Origin of the sequence: Streptomyces griseorubiginosus (genome assembly GCF_036345115.1) — a bacterium.
GTDB classification, from domain to species: domain Bacteria; phylum Actinomycetota; class Actinomycetes; order Streptomycetales; family Streptomycetaceae; genus Streptomyces; species Streptomyces griseorubiginosus_C.
Genome location: NZ_CP107766.1, coordinates 4294793 through 4313518 on the forward strand (window position 1 = coordinate 4294793; position 18726 = coordinate 4313518).

Here is an 18726-nt window from a genome sequence, read left to right on the forward strand (position 1 = left end):
GCCGTCGTTCAGAAGGCCGCCGCGAGGATCGACTGCACCGCGGGCGGCACCCGCAGCGTGCCCCGGGTGCGCGGGGCCATCATGTAGACGACGCGGTGCCCGAGGCCGCGGGTGGCGCCGATCCCGGCCAGGTAGCCGTGCACCACGCCCGCCATGCCCCACACGGTGGTGCCGCCGGGCAGCACCATGCTGTCCAGGCCGGCCCCGCAGAAGGCCGGCCCGCCCTTGACGTACGGGACGTCCGGCACCCGGAACATCTGCGCGAGGGCCTGTTCGCCGAGGAGTTCACCGCCGAGGAGCGCGGTCAGGAAGCGGTCCAGGTCGGGCACGGTGGAGATCATCTCGCCCGCGGCGCCGTGGATGGTCGGACTGTGCTCGGTGATGTCCAGGCCGTCCTCGTACCCGCGCAGGTGCGGTGCGGGCAGGGCGGGGTCGGTGCCGGGCAGCGTGGTGGCGTCCAGCCCGAGCGGCCGCAGGACCCGCTCCTCGATCTCCTTCGCGTAACCGCGTCCGCCGACCCGCTCGACGAGCAGGCCTACGACGACGTAGTTGGCGCGGGTGATCTGCTGGGCCGTGCCGGGAGCGAAGTCGAGCGGCTGCCGCAGCGGCCGGGCGAGCAACTGCTCGGGCGTGAACGTGTCGAGGCGGTGGCGCAGGAACCAGGGCGTGTCGTTGTAGCGGACGTCGCTCTCGTCGGCCAGGCCGCTGGTGTGGTCGAGGAGCTGGCGCGTGGTGACGGGTGCCCGCAGCAGGCCGGGCAGTTGCCGGTCGACGGGTTCGTCGAGGTCCAGGAGGCCGTCCTCGGCCATGGCGAGGACGGTCGCGGCGAGGAAGGTCTTGGTCACCCCGCCGATCCGGAACCGGTGCTCGTGCCGGGCCGGTTCGCCGGTGGTGACATCGGCGACCCCGGCCGCGGCCGACCACGGTCCCGCGGGTCCCTCGGCGTGTACGAGCACGGCCGTGGCCTCGCCGTCCGGGCGCTGCCCGACGGCCCGGCGCAGCCGCCCGGCCGTCCCCTCACGCACGGGCCGCCGCCGGCTCGACCGGCTCGTCGGTGCCGTTCGCCCAGGCGGCGATCGCCTCACCGGTGCCGAGCCCGCCGTCCGCACGCCGTACGGCGTCGGCGACGAAGGTGTTCGCGTGCTTGCCGTTCTCGGAGTTGGTCAGCACGATCAGGCCCTCCCCGCTGTCGACGCGGGTGAAGGTGCCGACCCGGTAGCCGACGGTCCGGCCGCCGTGTCCGTACTCCACGTCGCCGCCCGTGGTGTCCAGGACGGTGCCGAGGCCGTAGAAGCTGCCGGGGTGCCAGACGGTCAGCATCTGCTGGGCCAGCGGGCGGCCGATGAGGGTGCCGGGCTCGCCGAGGTAGGCCCGGCGGATCTCCAGGGACACCTTGGTGAGGTCCTCGGCGCTCGCCCACAGGCCGCCGGCCGCGACCTCGTTGCGCACCCGCCAGCGGCCCGGTATCGGCTCGCCCTCGGTGTCGTGGCCGATGGCGACGGGGCGGGCGGCGACGGCCGGGTGCCCCTGGTCGAAGGTGCTGTCGGCCATACCGAGCGGGTCGAGGACCAGGCGACGCATCATCACGCCGAACGGCTCACCGGTCACGTCGAGGAGCAGCTGTTCGAGGACCGAGAAGTTGATGTTGCTCTTCTTGAACGTGGTGCCCGCGGGGTGCACGGCCCGGACCGGCTCGTTGGTGGCGGGCGGACGGCCGTGCAGGATCTCGGGGACCGTCGGCATGAGTTCGCCGGGCAGGAAGTTGGTGGGCGGGACATGGCTGAGGCCGCCCTGGTGGCTGATGAGTTCGCGCAGGGTGATGCGGGCGCCGTCCGGGACCTGCCAGCCGGTGAGGTGGCGGTTGATGTCACCGTCGAGGTTCAGCTCGCCCTCGGCCACCAGCCGCAGGACGGCGAGCACGGTGACGTGCTTGCTCACCGACGCGACCTGGAACGCGGTACGCGGGGTGACCGGTTGCGGGCGGTCGGCGGCCGTGACCCCGTAGCCCTCGACCGACACCACCTCGCCGCCGCGCAGCAGGGCGACCGCGACCCCGGGGATGCGGTGGGCCGCCATGACGTCCTCCAGGCCCGCCCTGGAGATGTGCGGGAGAGCCGGCGCGGGGCGCGCGGTGGGCGCCGGTGGTGCGTCGGGCGTCATGTCCTGTCCTTCCGTCAGCGAGTCGACGGCGCCGGCCAGGTCGGCCAGGGTGTCGTACTCGTACAGCATCCGCAGGGACACGGGCAGCCCGCGTCTGCGGGCCGCGCCGATGACCTTGATGACCAGCAGGGAGTCCCCGCCGTAGTCGAAGAAGTTGTCGCGCGCGCTGACCTGTTCGAGACCGAGCACCTCGGACCAGATCTCGGCGAGGGCGCGCTCGACGGGCGTGGCGGGGGCCGTGTACTCACGGTCGGCGGCCGGTTCGGGCGCGGGCAGGGCGGTGCGGTCCGGCTTGCCGTTCACGGTGAGCGGGATGCGGTCCAGGGGCACGAACGCGGTGGGTACGAAGGCCGGGGGCAGCCGGCCGGCGAGCTGCTGCCGCAGTGCGGTGCCGTCGGCCGGCCCGCTCGCCACCACGTACGCGACGAGTCGCTGCCCGCTGCCGTCGGGGGCCTGCCGGGGCAGCACCAGGGCGTCCCGTACACCGGGCAGGGCGAGCAGCGCGGTGCGGGTCTCGGCGGGGGCCACCCGGACTCCGTGGATCTTGACCTCGTCGTCCGTGCGGCCCACGTACACGAGAATTCCGTCCGGGGCGATCCGCACCAGGTCGCCGGTGCGGTACATGCGGGCGCCCGGCGGGCCGTACGGGTCGGGCACGAAGCGCTCGGCGGTCAGGTCGGGGCGTCCCGCGTAGCCGCGGGCGAGGGCGGCGCCCACGACGTGGAGTTCCCCGGCCACTCCGACCGGCACCCGTCGCAGGCCGGGGTCGAGGATCTGCACGCCCCCGTGCGGCAGGGGCCGGCCGATCGGCACCGGGGCGTCGGCCACCGGGTCCGGGACGGCGTGCGCGGTGGCGTCGACGGCGCACTCGGTGGGTCCGTAGGTGTTCCACAGCTCCAGACCCGGCCGCAACCTCCTGACTCGGTCGGCGAGTTCACCGTCCAGCTGCTCCCCCGCCGAGCACACCGTCCGCAGCTGTGTGCACGCTTCCCAGCCCGCTGTGCCGGTCAGCAGCCGCAGCACCGAGGGGACCACCTGGAGGACCGTCACACGATGGTCGGCGACGGCCCGCAGCAGCGCCTGCGGGTCGCGTTCGACGCCGGGCGGGGCCAGGACCACGGTGCCGCCGGTGATCAGCGGGGCGAACAGCTCCCAGCCGGCCGCGTCGAATCCGACCGACGTCTTCTGCAGGACGCGGTCGTGCCGGCCGATGCCCTGTTCGCGCACGGACCAGGCCACCCGGTGGGCGATGCCCCGGTGGGTGATCTGCACGCCCTTGGGGCGGCCCGTGGAGCCGGACGTGTGGATGATGTAGGCGAGGTGATCGGGGTCCGTGGTGCGGGGCGGCACGACGGCTCGGGGCCTGCTGGGACGGGTCTCCTCTTCCTTTTCCGTCTCCGGTTCTTCGAGGAAGACCGCGCCCGTGTGGCGCAGACCCGCCGGGAGGTGCTCGCGCCGGGTCAGCAAGGTGTGCACCTGTGCGTCCGCGAGCATGAAGCGCAGTCGCTCACCGGGCGCCGCGGGATCGAGCGGCACGTACGCCCCGCCCGCCTTCCACACCCCGAGCAGGCACGCCACCAGGTCGGGTTCACGGGTCAGCAGGACCCCGACCGGCGTGCCCGTGCGTACTCCCCGGGCGCGCAGCAGGCGGGCGATGCGGTCGGCGCGGGCGTCCAGCTCGCCGTACCGCACGGTCGTACGGCCGTGGACGAGGGCCACCGCGTCCGGGGTGCGGAGGGCCTGCGCCTCGAAGAGGTCGGGCAGCAGGTCCGGGGCCGCTTCGCCGTGCGCCGGGGTGTGCAGGGCGTCGAGGAGCGACCGGTCCGCCGCCGCGAGGCAGATGTCGTCCGCCGGGCCGTCCGGGTCGGCCGCCATCGCTTCCAGGACGCCCCGGTACATGTCCACGAGCCGGTCCGCGTCGGCTTCGCCGAGGACGCCCGCGCGGCTGCTCAGGGCCAGGTGTCCGGCCAGTGTGGTCACGGCGAGGTCGAACTCCGTGCCGCCCTCGGCGAGCGTCGACGCCACCTCGACCCGTTCGGTGTCAACCTGACGGAAGTCCAGGTAGTTGAAGGACACATCGACGAGCCGGCGGCCACCCGCCGTCCGCTGCATCTCCGGCATCGGGAAGTGCCGGTGCGGCCAGAGTCCGACCTCCGTGGCGAAGACGGCACGGACCAGATCGATCCAACTTCCCCCCGCTGCCGCCCGGTTGTGGGGGAAAGGCACGGTGTTGAGGTACATCCCGTGCACCTTGTCCGCGCCGACCGCTTCGGGCCTGGCGTCGCACACGAGCCCGGTGGAGAAGGAGTTCTCGCCGGTGAGGGCACCGAGCACCGTGAGGTGCGCGGCGAGCAGCACGCTCTTGAGGGACGTCTGCGCGCGGACCGCGAGCGCCCGCAGACCGGGCTCCAGGTCGGAGACCGCGACCCGGCGCCGCACCCGCTCCCCCGGCGGCCGTCCGGGGTCTCCCCAGCCGGCCGGGAGCGCGACCTTGGGGTGGTCCTCGACGACGCCCGCCCAGTAGGCGCGGTCCTCGGCACTGGCCAGCGCGCGGAGCTCCGTCGCGATGAAGTCGGCGTAACGGATCCCCGGCGCTGACGGCGTCTCGGGGAGGGTGCCGGCGTCGCGGAACTGCCGGTAGCAGTCCAGGAGTTCCATGAGGAGGTTGTAGTGGCTCCACCCCTCGGTGATCGCATGGCAGCGCGTCATCGACAGCCACCAGGCACCGTGTGCCTCCGGGTGCGCGGCGAGGCGCAGCAGGGGTGCGGCCGTGAGGGTGAAGGGGCGGGAGCGTTCGTCGGCCTGGAAGGAACGGAGCGCCTGCTGAACGCCCTCGGCGTCGGGCCCCGCCGGGAAGGCGTGCACGGACACCGGTATCTCGGCCTCTGGATGCACGAACTGCGCGGGCACGGAGAGGGAGTTGAGGTCGAACGAGGTGCGCAGCACCTCGTGGCGTGCGGCGACGGCCCGGGCGGCCGCTCGCAGCGCGGTGGCGTCGAAGGGCTCCTCGTCGCGGATCCGGAACGAGGACACGCTGTGGTAGCGGTGCAGACTCGCGTCGGAAAGCATCTCGACGACCATCCCGATCTGGGTCTGCGCCATCGGGTACGCGTCGGCGAGCCCGGCCGGGAGCCGGTCCCGGTCATCGGGCCCGAGCAGTGCGAAGGGGGCCACGGCCGCCTCGACGACGGCCGGCGCGCGATCGGCGACGAGTGCGATGAGCGCGGCGATCGTACGGCGGTCGAAGACATCCCGTACGTCGAGGTCGTGGCCCTCCGCCCGCAGCGCGCCGACGAGAGCGACGGCGCGGATCGAGTCGCCGCCGAGGTCGAAGAAGCTGTCCTGGACCCCGGCCCGGTCGATCCCCAGCACCTCGCACCAGACAGCGGCGAACCGCTCCTCGACGGGGGTGCGGGGGGCCGTGTAGGGGCGGGCGAAGGTGGCGTTCGGGCCGGGGGTGGGCAGGGCGCGGCGGTCGATCTTGCCGTTGGCGTTGAGCGGGAGGGCGGCCAGGGGGGTGAAGGTGGCCGGGATCATGTAGTCGGGCAGCCGCAGACCGCAGAACGCGGCCAGGTCCTCGACGGGCCCCCCGTCGGCGCTCGTGTAGTAGGCGGCGAGTTGCTTGTCGCCGGTGTCCGTGTGGTGCACCGTCACGAACGCCTCGCGTACGGCGGGGTGGGCGGCCAGGACGCCCTGGACCTCGCCGAGTTCGATGCGGTAGCCGCGGATCTTGACCTGGTCGTCCAGCCGGCCCAGGAACTCCACGTTCCCGTCCGCCCGCCGCCGGACCAGGTCACCGGTGCGGTAGAACCGCGACCCGGCGGGCCCGTACGGGTCGGGCAGGAACCGCTCGGCGGTCAGGTCGGCGCGGTTCGCGTAGCCCCTGGCCACTCCGGTGCCGCCGACGTACAACTCCCCCGCCACACCCACCGGAACGGGCTGGAGCAGAGCGTCCAGGACGTACATCGTCATGTTGGGGGTGGGGCGGCCGATCGGCACGACCTCCGAGGGCAGTGCCTCGGACACCGGGTAGACGCAGGTCCCGACAGAAGCCTCGGTCGGACCGTACTCATTGATGAGCCTGGTCTCGGGTGCGAGGGCACGCCACCTCTCGACCGTGCCTCGCGACAGGGCCTCTCCGGCGACCACCAGGACGGGCGCGAGCGCGGCGGCGGCGGGCGGCGTGAGCTGGAGGGAGAGCACGTCGAGATGGCTCGGGGTGAGCTTGATGAAGCTGTACGGGCCCTGCCGCACCAGGTGCGCACCGAGATCAGCCATGTCGACCGACCCGGACACCGTGTGCACGGCCTGCCCGGCGACGAGCGGCGCCCACAGATTCGGCACCACCAGGTCGAACGCCACCGACGAGAACAACGGCGCCCCACCCGACCCTTGCGAGGCCAACTCCCGTGCCGCCCAAGCGACATGGTTGACCAGACCGCGGTGCGCGATCTCGACGCCCTTCGGCGTCCCCGTCGAACCCGACGTGAAAATGACGTACGCCAACCGGTCCAGGTCATCGACCCGATCCGGTGCCGTCACCGGGAGGTCTGCCACCGACGCCCGCGAGTCATCCAGGACCACCAGAGCGCCCGAGGTCTCCACGATCGCCGCGACCCGCTCGGCCGGGGACGACGGATCGATCGGCACGTAGGCCGCGCCCGCCTTCCACACACCCAGCAGCGACGCGATCAGCTCCGGACCACGGTCCAGCAGCACGGCCACCCGCGACTCATGACCGACCCCACGTCCCCGCAGGAAGTGTGCGATCTGATTCGCCCGCGCGTCCAACTCGCCGTAGGAAAGGCTCAGTTCGCTGGACCGGACCGCCGTGGCCTCCGGGGTCCGCAGCGCCTGCGCCTCGAACAACTCCAGCACAGAAGCCGTCTCGGCCTCGAACCCCGTCTCGTTGACCCGCTCCAGCAGCTCGCGCTCCTCCGGGGCGAGAAACACCTCGGCCGCGTCCCCGTCCGGGTCCGCCGCCATCGCTTCGAGCACCCGTCGGTACAGGTCCGCGATCCTGCCCGCGTTCCGGCGGGTCAGGACCCGGGTGTTGGTCTTCAGGCCGATGTGCCGGGACACCGTGGTGACCGCGAGGTCGAACTCCGTCGTACCCGGCGCCATCAGACTGTCCAGATCGACCGCTTCGCTCTCCAGCCGATCGAAGTCCACGTGGTTGAGCAGTACGTCGACGAGCCGTTGCCCACCCGCCATGCGCTGCATCTCCGGCATCGGGAACCGGCGGTGCGGCCAGAGCCCCGCCTCCCGTTCGAAGGCCCGGCCGACCAGTTGGCGCCAGGTCCGCGCCCCGCGGTCGAAGACGAAGGGCACCGTGTTGAGATGCATGCCGTAAACGCGGTCGGCGTCGGCGGTCTCGGGACGGGTGTGCACCACGACACCGCCGGTGAAGGCGGGCAGGCCGGTGAGCAGGCTCAGGACCTTGCCGTGCGCGGCCACCAGGACGCTCTTGAGCGAGGCGTCCGCCCGGGCCGCGAGGGCCCGCAGCCGGTCCTCCAGATCGCCGAAGGGTACGGAGACCCAGAAATGTTCGACGGGCTGGTCCGGAGCGCCCCAACCGGCGGGGAGGGTGAACTTCGGGTACGCCTCGACGGTCCGGCGCCAGTACGCGCGGTCCTCGTCCGACGCGAGCGCGCGGAGTTCACCGGCGATGGAGTCGGCGAAGCGGACGCCCGGTGCGACATACGGCTCCGGTTCCCCGGAGCCGAGTAACTGCCCGTAGCAGGACAGGAGTTCCTTGATCAGGGAGTGGTAGCTCCAGCCTTCGACGATGCCGTGGAACTCGGTGACCGAGAGCCACCAGCCGCCGTCCGCGAGCAGATGCGCCGTCAGCCGGAACAACGGGGGTGCGGCGAGGTCGAAGGACCGGGCCTTCTCCTCGGCGTGGAAGGCGTCGAGACTCCGGGTCACCTCATGGGCTTCCAGTCCGCTCAGGTCACGCACGGCCACCGGCATCTCGGCCGCCCCGTGCACCAACTGGACGGGGACGGAGCAGGACTTCAGGTCGAAAGAGGTGCGCAGCACGTCGTGGCGTGCCGTCACCGTCGTTGCCGCGGAGCGCAGCGCCTCCAGGTCGAAGGGCACCTCGGCGCGCATCCGTGTGGACGCGACGTTCTGGTAGTGGGCGCTCCGGTCGTGGGCGAGCAGGTCGACGACCATGCCGATCTGGGTCTGCGACATCGGGTACGCGTCGGCGAGCCCGGCCGGGAGCCGGTCCCGGTCGCCGACGCCGAGCAGTTCGAAGGGGGCCACGGCCGCCTCGACGACGGCGCGTCCCCGTGTTGCGACGAGTTCCCCGAGGCCGGCGATCGTGCGGTGATCGAAGATGTCCCGTACGGCGACGTCGAGTCCGGCCGCACGCAGCGCGCCGACCAGCGCCACCGCCTTGATGGAGTCGCCGCCGAGGTCGAAGAAGCCGTCCTCGACACCGACCCGCTCGACACCCAGGGCGTCCCGCCAGATCCCGGCGATCAGCACCTCCACCTCGGTACGGGGGGCGACATAGGCCCGGTCGCTGCCCAGCGCGACACCCTCCGGAGCGGGCAGCGCCCGCTTGTCGAGCTTGCCGTTCGTCGTCAACGGCAGGGCGGCCAGCGGCACGAACGCGGCCGGCACCATGTACTGCGGCAACGACGCCGACAGATACGCCCGCAACTCCCCCAGACCCGGCACCTCACCGTCGCCGACCGCCACGACATACCCGACCAGCCGCTTGTCACCCGGCACGTCCTCACGCACCACCACGACCGCGTCCCGCAGCCCCGGATGCGCCCCCAGCACACTCTCGATCTCGCCGAGTTCGATGCGGAAACCGCGGATCTTGACCTGGTCATCAGCACGCCCGACGAACTCCAGACTCCCGTCCGGGAGCCGACGCGCCAGATCACCGCTCTTGTAGAGACGCGAACCCGCCGGACCGAACGGGTCGGGCACGAACCGCTCCGCCGTCAGCCCGGGCCGGTTCAGATAGCCGCGAGCGACTCCCGGGCCGCCGACATGGATCTCGCCGGGCACCCCGATCGGCACCAAGTCCCCGTTGCCGTCGAGGAGATGGACGCGCAGGTCGCTGAGCGGGCGCCCGATGGGGTTGCCCGCCTGCGGATCGAGGTCCCGCTTGGTGATCCGGTGGTAGGTGGTGTGCACGGTGGTCTCGGTGATCCCGTACATGTTCACCAGGGCGGTACGGGCAAGCCCCAGCCGGTCGGTCCACGGCTTGAGGTCGGCGACCTCCAGCTTCTCACCGGCGAAGACCACAGCCCGCAGAGCCAGCCGGTCGATGCGCGGATCCCCGTCACGGGCCGCACCCACCAGCGCACGGAACGCCGACGGCGTCTGGTTGAGGACCGTCACACCCTGCTCGACCAGCAGATCGAGGAACTCCTCCGGGGATCGGGTGACCGCGAACGGCACGACGACCAGGCGTCCGCCGTGCAGCAGCGCACCCCACATCTCCCACACCGACACGTCGAAGGCGTAGGAGTGGAACAGCGGCCACACATCGGTCTCGGCGAAGGCGTAGTGCTCCTGACCGCGTGCGAGGAGGCGCGCCACGTTCTCGTGGGTGAGGGCAACGCCCTTGGGGCGGCCCGTGGAACCCGAGGTGTAGATCGTGTAGATCAGGTTCTGCGGACTGCCACCGACGAGGGGATCGGTACCGGGCTGGGCGGCCAGAAGGGCCGCTGCGGTGTCGAGTTCGACCACATCGCCGTCGTAGCGCCCGTCCAGAACTGCGGCCTGTCCGGCCGTGGTCAGCACCACCGGAGCCTTCGCGTCCTTGACGATGTACGCCAGGCGGTCAGCGGGGTTGGCCGGATCCAGGGGCAGATACGCGGCCCCCGCCTTCAGCACACCCAGCAGCGCGGGCATCAGCTCGATGCCGCGTTCCAGGCAGACGCCGACCAGGTCCTCCGGACCCACCCCCTTCGAACGCAGCAGATGCGCGATGCGGTTCGCCCACACGTCCAGCTCCGCGTACGAGAGCTCCTGCCCCTCGAACACCACCGCCACGGCATCCGGCGTACGCGCCACCTGCGCCGCGAAGACCTCGTGAACCCGCCGGGTCACCGGCTCCACCCGCTCAGGACCGCCCGCGAGCACGGCCCGCTCCTCGGCGCCGAGGACGTGCAGGCGGGAGAGCCGGGTGGCGGGGTGGGTCACGGCGGCGGTGAGCAGGCGTACGTAGTGTCCGAGCATTCGCTCGGCCGTGATCCGGTCGAAGAGGGCGGTGGCGAACTCCAGCCGGGCGGTGAGAGCGCCGTCGCGTCCTTCGTTCATGGTCAGCGAGAGGTCGAAGCGGGCCGGGGCGGCGGCCGGCTCCAGTGCCTGGAGGGTGACGCCGGGCAGCCGGTAGTCGTCGACCGTCTCCTCGCGCAGGGTGAAGAGGACCTGGAAGAGCGGGGTGCGGGACAGGTCGCGCTCGGGCTCCAGTTCGGTGACGAGCCGGGCGAACGGCAGATCCTGGTGCTCGAAGGCGTCGAGCACGGTACGGCGGGTCGCGGCGAGGTGCTCGGTGAAGGTCGGGTCGCCGTCCCACCGTCCGCGCAGGACCACGCTGTTGATGCCGTATCCGAAGAGATGCTGCCACTCGGGCCGGTTGCGCGCCGACAGGAGGGTGCCGACCGCGACGTCCTCGCGTCCCTTGTAGCGGGCCAGGAGTGCCTGGAAGGCGGCGAGCAGCACCGCGAAGGGGGTGGTGTCGTGGCGCTTGGCCACGTCGCGTACGGCGCGGGTGAGTTCGGGGGTCAGGGCGTGGGCCACCGTGCCGCCGGTGGCGTCGCGGACGGCGGGGCGGCGCCGGTCGGTGGGCAGGTCGATCGGGGTGAGGCCGGCCAACTGGGTGCGCCAGTAGTCGAGATGGCTGGCGGCGGCGGGCGTGTTCTGCTGCTCGCGCTGCCAGGCCGCGTAGTCGGCGTACTGGAACCGCAGGGGCGCGGGGTCCGCTCCGGTGATGCCCACCGAGGCGCTGTACAGTCCGCTGATGTCCTGGGCGAAGAGGTGCGCCGACCAGGCGTCGCAGGCGATGTGGTGCACCACGACGATCAGCACGTGGTCGTCGTCGGAGCACTTGAGGAGCCGTCCGCGGATCGGCCATTCCCGGGCGAGGTCGACGGGTTCCGCGCAGGCCTTCGCGATCCGGTCGTGCACCGCCGACTCGCGTTCCCGGCGCGGGAGTCGGGTCAGGTCCTCGGTGGCCAACCGGGCCGGCCGCGCCGGGTCGACGATCTGGACCGGTTCGCCGTCGTCGAGGGCGTAGCGGGTGCGCAGGATCTCGTGGCGGGCGAGGAAGCCGTCCCAGGCCCGGTCGAGCGCGGTGGTGTCGAGGTCGCCGCGCAGCCGCAGGGCCAGGGGCACGAGGTACTCGGGGCTGTCCGGTTCCAGGCGGTTCAGGAACCACATCTGCTCCTGGCCCCAGGACAGTCGCAGCGGGCCGCTCCGGTCGGCGTGGCCGATGCTTCTGCGCCCGGCTCCTGCCCGACCGCCTTCGAGACGGCGCCTGAGCAGTTCGGCGCGGAGTCGCGCGCTTCGCTGGTCCTGGTCAGGTTGCGGGCTCATGCCCAGGCTCCTTCGTGACGACGGTCGGGGGGGCGGTCGGGGAGTCCTCGGCGCGCAGCGCGGGAGTTCGGGCGGCGCTCGCCGCGAGTACGGCCATCGCGGCGGCGAGCAGCAGGAAGGCCGGGGCCGGTCCCCCCAGGGAGAGGAGCAGGCCGCCGAGCAGGACGCCGAGCACGTTCGCGCCCGTGGCCACGAGGTGGGAGGTGGCGGCGACCCGGCCCTGGAGGCGGTCGGGTGTGGTGCGGATCTGGTAGACGGCCGCGGCGACGTTGAAGACCGCGGTGATGTATCCGGTACCGGCGAACAGCACGCCGAGGAGGAGCGGTTCGGTGGTGAGGGACATGGCGGCGATCAGGACCGTCCAGGTGCCGAGTCCGGCGACGAGCACCGAGCGCAGCCGGGTCCTGCGCTGCCACCAACCGCCGCTGAGCGCCCCGACGATCCCGCCGGCGCCGCCGACGCCGACGATGACGGCCACGTTGACCGACGCGCGGCCCTCCTCCTTGACGAGGACGACCAGGGCGAGCGGCAGGACCTGGAGCAGGAGGTTGCTGCCGGCGACGAAGGCGAGCGCGGCGCGCAGGAACCGCCGCCGCCACAACCAGCGCATGCCTTCGGCCAGTTCGGCCCGCAGCGGCTTGCGGGTGGCCGTGCGCCGCTCCTGGAAGTCCTTCCTGATCAGCAGCAGAGTGGCCAGGGAGAGCAGACCTGCCAGCGCGGAGAACAGGAAGGGGGCCCAGCGCGCCGCGCTCTGCAGGACGACTCCGCCGGGCTGGCCGAGCAGGACCGACGCCCGCCCGCGCGCCTCGTTCCGGGCGAGGGCGGCGGGCAGTTGCCCGGCCGCCACGACGTTGCGTACGGCGCCGCGCTCGGCGAGCCGGTAGACGATGGCCAGGCTCGTCTCGGTGAACGCCACGGCGGCCAGCTGGACGGCCGAGAAGTGTCCGGCGGCCAGGGTGAGCGCCACGCTCCCGAGCGCCAGGAACCGGCCGCCCTCGCACACCGCCATCAGCCGCCGCCGGTCCCAGCGGTCCACGAGGACGCCGGCGGGCAGCTGCACGAGCAGCAGGGGCAGCAGTGCCGCGAACGACACCGCCGACATCACCAGGGGCGAGTCGGTGTGCCAGAGGACGATCAGCGGATACGAGACTCCGGTGACCCGGGTGCCGAGGAAGGACACGGCGGCCCCGGACCACAGGAGCAGGAAGTCCCGGTTCCCGCGCAGCGGGGGCGCGGTGACCGGCTCCTGTGGATCCTCTCCGGTCAGCCCTCCCACGGTTCTGCCATGGCGACGGCTATCTTGCGCGGGCCCGTGAAGGGCTCGCGGCCGTGGGCGGCGAGCATGTTGTCGACGATGAGGATGTCGTCACGCTCCCAGTCGAAGCGGGTGGACGCGGCGCGGTAGGCCGCGCGCAGGTGGTCCATCACCTCGTCGGGGATGCGCCCGCCGTCCCCGTAGTACGTGTTGGTGGGCAGGTCCTCCTCGGCGAAGATCTCCCGCAGCCCTTCCTGGACCTCCGGGGCCAGCGAGGTGACGTGGAAGAACGTCGCGTGGTTGAACCAGACGGGGACGCCGCTCTCCGGGTGGGTGTGCACGGCGCGGCGCACGGCGGTGGTGCGCAGTCCGCCGTCCGGCCGCCACTGCGGGTCCAGGCCCTTGCCGCGGCAGTACTCCTCGACCGCGTCCCGGTCCGTGGTGCCGAAGGCCTCCTGCCACTGCACGCCGAACTCGGCGTGGAAGTTGCGCACGACGCGCCAGCCTCGCCGCGCGAACTCGTCGCGGATGTCGGGGTCGATGTGGCGGTAGACCTCGCGGATGTCGGCGAGCGGGGTGGCGCCCTGGGTGAGGGCCGGTTCGATGCAGAAGAAGTACAGGGTGCGCGGCCAGACCGCCTGGTAGGAGTTCTCGTTGTGCAGGAAGATCTCCTCGCCCTGGGGGTAGTCGGTCGAGGTGTAGACCTGCCCCTTGATGGTGGAGCGGGGTGAGGAGCGCTCCGCGTAGGTGAGCGGCGCCGAACGGGAGAACTCGCGGACCACGCCGTCGAGTCCGTCCACCCCGCCCACCTCGAAGCCGCGCAGCAGGATCGCTCCGTGCTCGGCGAGGACGCGGCGCAGCTTGTCGTGGTTCTCCTGGAGGTAGCTGTGGACGGGGGTGCCGGGGGTGCCCGGCGGCGCCAAGAACTCGACAGCGGTCATACGGCGTGGGCTCCTTCCTTCTCGGGGTCGAGCGGCTCGTGGTCGTGGGGCGGGTTCTGGATCTCCCGCCGGTAGTCCCGCATCAGTACCGGTCCGGTGCTGCCGGCCTCCCTGGCGAGCGCGGCGAACAGTCCCGGGCCAGCGGGCAGGTTCTGCACCGTCCAGGTGTCCGGGCCGTTCGGCTCGGCGTGGGTGACGCGGACCGGGCCGCGGGCGGCGGGGCGGACCTCGATCGTGCGCAGGTCGGCGACGATGCCCACACCGGAGGCCTTCACCACGGCCTCCTTGCGCGTCCAGCAGCGGAAGAAGGCCTCCAGGCGGAGTTCCTGGGTGGGCTGGGCCCGCATGTGGGCGAGTTCGTCGTCGGTGAGCACGATCGTGGACGAGCCCTCGACGTCGACGGTCCTGCCGTCCTCGACGTCGGCGCCGACCTGCCGGTCGGCGGCGACGGCGAGCAGCCAGTGCACGCCGGAGCGGGACAGGTTGAAGTCGAGGCCGCTGGGCGGCCAGTCGATGCGCGGGCGCCCGTGTTCGGGGTGCTCGCAGCGGGGGCAGGGCTGCCGCCCGAGCCTGATCCGCTCGGGTGGTTCGCCGAGGTAGTGGGCCAGTACCCGGCGCAGGGCCGCATGTGCCCCCGCGTACCGGACGGCGGCCTGCTGCGACCGGCGTCGTACGACCTCGAGTTCGGCGGCGGAGAGCAGTCCGGCGTCCTCGGGGAGCAGCGCGTCCGGCGCGCGGCCCCGCCAGATGTGGACGGCGTCCTGCGCCCGCAGCCGCTCGAACTCGGCAGTCTCAGCAGTCATGGCGTCATCAGTCCGACATCGCAACCAGCACGCGGCGGGCGCCGGTGAAGGGGCGGCGGCCGTGGGCGAGCAGCACGTTGTCGATGAGGAGGAGGTCCCCGGTGCGCCAGTCGACGTCGATGGCGTGGGCCAGGCCCCGGTCGCGGATCTGGGCCACGTACTCGGCGGGGATCGGGCTGCCGTCGGCGAAGGTGACGTTCTGCGGGAGTTCGTCCTCGGGGAGGATCTGGGCGAGGGCCGCGGCGGTGTCGTCGCCGAGGCCGGCCGGATGCCACTGGTCGGCCTGGTTGAACCAGCCCTCGGTGCCGGTGACCGGGTGCCGGATCGTGGCCGGGCGGACCGATTCGATGTGGATGCCGCCGTCGGCCTTCCACTCCCAGCCGGCGCCGGTGCCGTCGAGGAACGCCTCGACCTCCTCGCGGCTGTCGGTCTCGAAGGTGTCCTGCCAGCTCTTGCCGAGGCCGAAGCCGTCGTGCAGGTTCTGGGTGTAGCGGACGCCGTCGGCGAAGGCCTGCCTGACCTCGTCGTCGAGGGAGTTGAGCCACACCTCTGAGTCGAGCACCGGGGTCGCGCCGCCGCTGCCGGGCTGGACCTGGCAGTAGAAGGCGAGCCGGGCCGGCCAGGCGTGGGCGTAACTCATCTCGTTGTGCATCGAGATGGTGAACTCCTGCGGGTACTCGGTCGAGGTGTAGACGTTGCTGCCGACCTTGGTGCGCGGTGAGTTGCCGTGTACGTACGCGAGGCGGTTCGGCAGCAGCAGGTCGAGGACTCCGTCCAGGGAGCCGGGGGTCACCCCGAAGCCGCGGAAGACCAGGGCCTTCTCCTGCACGAGGAGCTCTCCCAGTTCGTCACCCATCGCCTGGAGGCGGTCGACGAGTTCATCCGCGCCGCCGGCGAGCTCGGTCTCGATCTCTAGCGGCGACCAGGTCTGCTGTTCAGTCATGGGACGATCCCTTCACTATTCAATGACTATCTAGGGGAAAGCTATAATTTTTCTATTTCGTCCCACTCCTTCCAGGTGGTGGGCGATGTCGGCCGTCAACTCCGCCTCGCACGGGTCGAGATAGAAGTGGTCGCCGGGGAAGGAGCGGAGCGTGAAGTCCCCCGCGGTGGTCAGTTCCGCCCAGGCCGCCACCGACGCGCGCTCCTGGCCGGAGCCGGGGTCGCTGTCGCCGATGTACGCGCTGACGGGGGCGCGTACAGGTGCCGGGTCGCTGGGTCGGTACGTCTCGATGAGCCGGTAGTCGGCGCGCAGCGCGGGCAGCAGCAGCTCCCGCAGTTCGGGGATGTCGAAGACCTCGGAGCCCAGGCTGCCGAGGGTGCGGACACCCGCGATCAGCGCGTCGTCGTCGTCCTCGTGCAGCCCGCCGCGCGGAGCCCGGTGCGGGGCGGCCCGGCCGGAGACCATCAGGCGGGCGGCCGTGGTGCCGTGCCGGGACTCCAGGCGCAGCGCCACCTCGTAGGCGACGGCGGAGCCCATGCTGTGGCCGAACAGCGCCACCGGCCGGTCCAGGTACGGGACGAGCGCCCGGGTGATCCGGTCGGCGAGGGTCGCCATGTCCTCGACGCACGGCTCGGCCAGCCGGTCCTGCCGGCCGGGATAGCGGACGGCGAGCACCTCGATGTCCTTGGGCAGCCGCGCCGGCCAGCCGTGGAACAGCTGGGCGGTGCCGCCGGCGTGCGGGAAGCACACCAGCCGCAGCCGCGGCTCCACGGACCGCCGGTGCACCCGGAACCAGGCGGCCGGGCTGTCAGGTCCGGTCACGTCCATCTTCCTCTCCCCCTCGGACTTCGGTGTCGGCCTGCGCGTCCTCGGTGCGCAGGGCGGGGCTGAGCACGGCGCCCAGGGACAGCAGGGCCATCGCGGCGCCGGTCAGCAGGATCGAGTCGGCGGCGCCCCACAGTTCGAGGGCGAGGCCGGCGAGGAGCGCGCCGAGCGAGTTCGTGCCGGAGGAGATGAGGCTCGCCGTGCCGGCGACGCGGCCCTGGAACTCGTCCGGGGTGGTGCGCACCTGGTAGACGGCGGCGGCGACGTTGAAGACGGCGCCGACCAGACTCGTACCGGCGAACAGCAGCCCGAGCAGCAGCGGTTCGGCGTGTGTGAAGGCGATGGCCGTGATCAGGGCGGCCCAGACGGCGAGCCCGCCGACGAGGATGCCGCGCTGGCTGTACCGGCGCATCCACCAGCTCCCGGTGAGCGCGCCGAGCATGCCGCCGATGCCGCCGCCCGTCACGACGACCGCGAGGACGGCCTCCGAGCGGCCCTCGTCCTTGATCATCAGGATCACGGCGAGGCTGAGGACCTGGAACAGCGCGTTGGTGCCGGCGACGAAGCCGAGGGCCGTGCGCAGGAAACGCCGGCGCCACAGCCACGCCATGCCCTCGGCGACCTCGCGGTGCAGCGCCTTGCGGGCGGCGGTCCGCTCGCCCTGGAACTCCTTCCTGATGAACAGCAGGGTCACCAGCGAGACGAGGTAGGCGAGAGCGCCGAACAGGAACGGCACCCAGCGCACCGCCGTGTAGAGGAGGATGCCGGCGGGCTGGCCGAGCAGGCCCGCCGCCCGGCCCCGCGCCTCGTTCTGCGCGAGGGCCTGCGGCAGTTGCTCCTCGGGCACCACATTGCGTACGGCTCCGCGTTCGGCCAGCCGGTAGAAGACGGTGAGGCAGGACTCGGCGAACGCCACGGCGGCGATGTGCGCCACCGAGACGCGGCCGGTGAGCACCGCGACCGCGACCGTGCCGAGCGCCACCGTGCGGCCCGCCTCGCACACCACCATCACGCGCCGCCGGTCCCACCGGTCCACGAGCGCCCCGGCCGGCAACTGCACCAGCAGGGCCGGCAGCAGGGCCGCGAAGGTCACCAGGGACATGGAGATCGGGGAGCGGGTGTGCCAGAGCACGAGCAGCGGATACCCGACGGCGGTGACCCGGGTGCCGAGGAACGACATGCCCGCTCCGGACCACAGCAGGACGAAGTCCCGGTTACGGCGCAGCGGTGGCAGCTCGGGGCGGGCCTCGGCCGGCGCCCCGGGGGCGAGGGTCACCACGGCCGCCCGGCGGTGTCCGCGGCCTCCGTGGGGCCGCGGCGGCACCATTCCAGTACGGCCATGGCGCTGTGCATCTTGTTCTCGGCCTGCTGGAAGGCGAGGCTCGCGGGGCCGTCGAGGACGCCGGCGGTGACCTCGTCGCCCCGGTGCGCGGGCAGGTCGTGCAGGAAGACGGCCTTGGGGCTGGCCTCCCACAGCGACTCGTCGACCTGGAACGGCGCGAAGACGTCACGCCAGTCGGGGTCCGGTTTGCTGGTGCCGGTGGTCTGCCAGCGGGTGGTGTAGACGGCGTCCTGGTCGGCGGGCAGGTCGGCCATGTCGTGGCGCTCGGCGAACCGGCCGCCGTGCCGCTCGGCCTGCTCCGCCGCCCGGGTCAGGAACCGGTCGGCGAGCCCGTAGCCGGGCGGGGTGCGCAGCTCCAGCTCGACCCCGGGGAAGCGGGTGAGGGCGAGCGCGAGGGCGGAGGCGGTGTTGTTGCCCTCGCCGACGTACAGGACGCGCAGCCCCTCCAAGCGGCCGAACCGGCCCAGCAGGGTGGTCAGATCGGTGAGCGCCTGGGTGGGGTGCTCGTCGGCGCTCATCGCGTTGACGACGGACATCCGGTGCTGGGCGGCCCAGCCGCGCAGTTCGGCGGGGTCGTCCGCGGTGCGGGCGACGAGCACGTCGAGCATCCGGGACATGACCCGGCCGGTGTCCTCGCTGGTCTCACCGGTGTTGAGCTGGAGGTCCCCGGGGCCGTACGAGACGATCTGCGCGCCGAGCCGCAGCGCGCCGGCCGAGAAGGCGGTGCGGGTCCGGGTGGAGGTCCGGCGGAAGTAGATGCCGGCGATGTCGCCCTCCAGCGGGCGGGCGCCGGCCGGGCCTTCGGCGGCGAACTGCGCGCCGCGGGCGACGACGGCCCGCAGGTCCTCGTCGGTGAGGTCGTCGATGGATATCAGATGCCGCACGGC

The 18726-nt window shown here is 72.5% G+C and carries 9 protein-coding genes; all 9 read right to left on the minus strand.

Annotation, left to right across the window (positions count from 1 at the left end; all coding sequences use genetic code 11):
• Positions 1–8 precede the first annotated feature (8 nt).
• The 9 genes from OHN19_RS19425 to OHN19_RS19465 are packed head-to-tail and all read right to left on the minus strand — an operon-like array spanning position 9 to position 18723.
• Positions 9–1025 (minus strand): serine hydrolase domain-containing protein, encoded by a 1017-nt coding sequence (locus OHN19_RS19425; protein ID WP_330265396.1) that lies wholly within the window; start codon positions 1023–1025, stop codon positions 9–11.
• A complete protein-coding gene (locus OHN19_RS19430) occupies positions 1018–11730 on the minus strand; it encodes an amino acid adenylation domain-containing protein (protein WP_330265397.1) in 10713 nt (3570 codons plus the stop codon). The genes OHN19_RS19425 and OHN19_RS19430 overlap by 8 nt, the downstream gene beginning before the upstream one ends.
• Complete coding sequence (locus OHN19_RS19435) at positions 11714–13006, minus strand: MFS transporter (RefSeq protein ID WP_330265398.1); 1293 nt, start codon at positions 13004–13006, stop codon at positions 11714–11716. The genes OHN19_RS19430 and OHN19_RS19435 overlap by 17 nt, the downstream gene beginning before the upstream one ends.
• Complete coding sequence (locus OHN19_RS19440) at positions 12994–13926, minus strand: TauD/TfdA family dioxygenase (protein ID WP_330265399.1); 933 nt, start codon at positions 13924–13926, stop codon at positions 12994–12996. The genes OHN19_RS19435 and OHN19_RS19440 overlap by 13 nt, the downstream gene beginning before the upstream one ends.
• Positions 13923–14729 carry a 4'-phosphopantetheinyl transferase family protein gene (locus tag OHN19_RS19445; RefSeq protein ID WP_330265400.1) on the minus strand — a complete coding sequence of 269 codons (807 nt, stop codon included), beginning with the start codon at positions 14727–14729 and terminating at the stop codon, positions 13923–13925. Before OHN19_RS19445 ends, OHN19_RS19440 begins: the two co-directional genes overlap by 4 nt.
• A 7-nt stretch (positions 14730–14736) precedes the next feature.
• Positions 14737–15672 carry a TauD/TfdA family dioxygenase gene (locus OHN19_RS19450; protein WP_330265401.1) on the minus strand — a complete coding sequence of 312 codons (936 nt, stop codon included), beginning with the start codon at positions 15670–15672 and terminating at the stop codon, positions 14737–14739.
• A 30-nt stretch (positions 15673–15702) separates the two neighbouring features.
• Positions 15703–16500 (minus strand): thioesterase II family protein, encoded by a 798-nt coding sequence (locus OHN19_RS19455; protein ID WP_419249527.1) that lies wholly within the window; start codon positions 16498–16500, stop codon positions 15703–15705.
• Positions 16481–17773, minus strand: coding sequence for an MFS transporter (locus OHN19_RS19460; protein ID WP_330265403.1), 1293 nt, complete (start codon positions 17771–17773; stop codon positions 16481–16483). The genes OHN19_RS19455 and OHN19_RS19460 overlap by 20 nt, the downstream gene beginning before the upstream one ends.
• On the minus strand, positions 17770–18723 hold the full coding sequence (locus OHN19_RS19465) for an ornithine carbamoyltransferase (RefSeq protein WP_330265404.1): 954 nt from the start codon (positions 18721–18723) through the stop codon (positions 17770–17772). The genes OHN19_RS19460 and OHN19_RS19465 overlap by 4 nt, the downstream gene beginning before the upstream one ends.
• Between the last annotated feature and the right edge of the window lie 3 nt (positions 18724–18726).

Bases quoted from the DNA above. Each gene is read 5' to 3' on its own strand.
- OHN19_RS19445 (WP_330265400.1), bottom strand. From the start codon at position 14,729: ATGACTGCTGAGACTGCCGAGTTCGAGCGGCTGCGGGCGCAGGACGCC.
- OHN19_RS19455 (WP_419249527.1), bottom strand. From the start codon at position 16,500: ATGGACGTGACCGGACCTGACAGCCCGGCCGCCTGGTTCCGGGTGCAC.
- OHN19_RS19450 (WP_330265401.1), bottom strand. From the start codon at position 15,672: ATGACTGAACAGCAGACCTGGTCGCCGCTAGAGATCGAGACCGAGCTC.
- OHN19_RS19440 (WP_330265399.1), bottom strand. From the start codon at position 13,926: ATGACCGCTGTCGAGTTCTTGGCGCCGCCGGGCACCCCCGGCACCCCC.
- OHN19_RS19430 (WP_330265397.1), bottom strand. From the start codon at position 11,730: ATGAGCCCGCAACCTGACCAGGACCAGCGAAGCGCGCGACTCCGCGCC.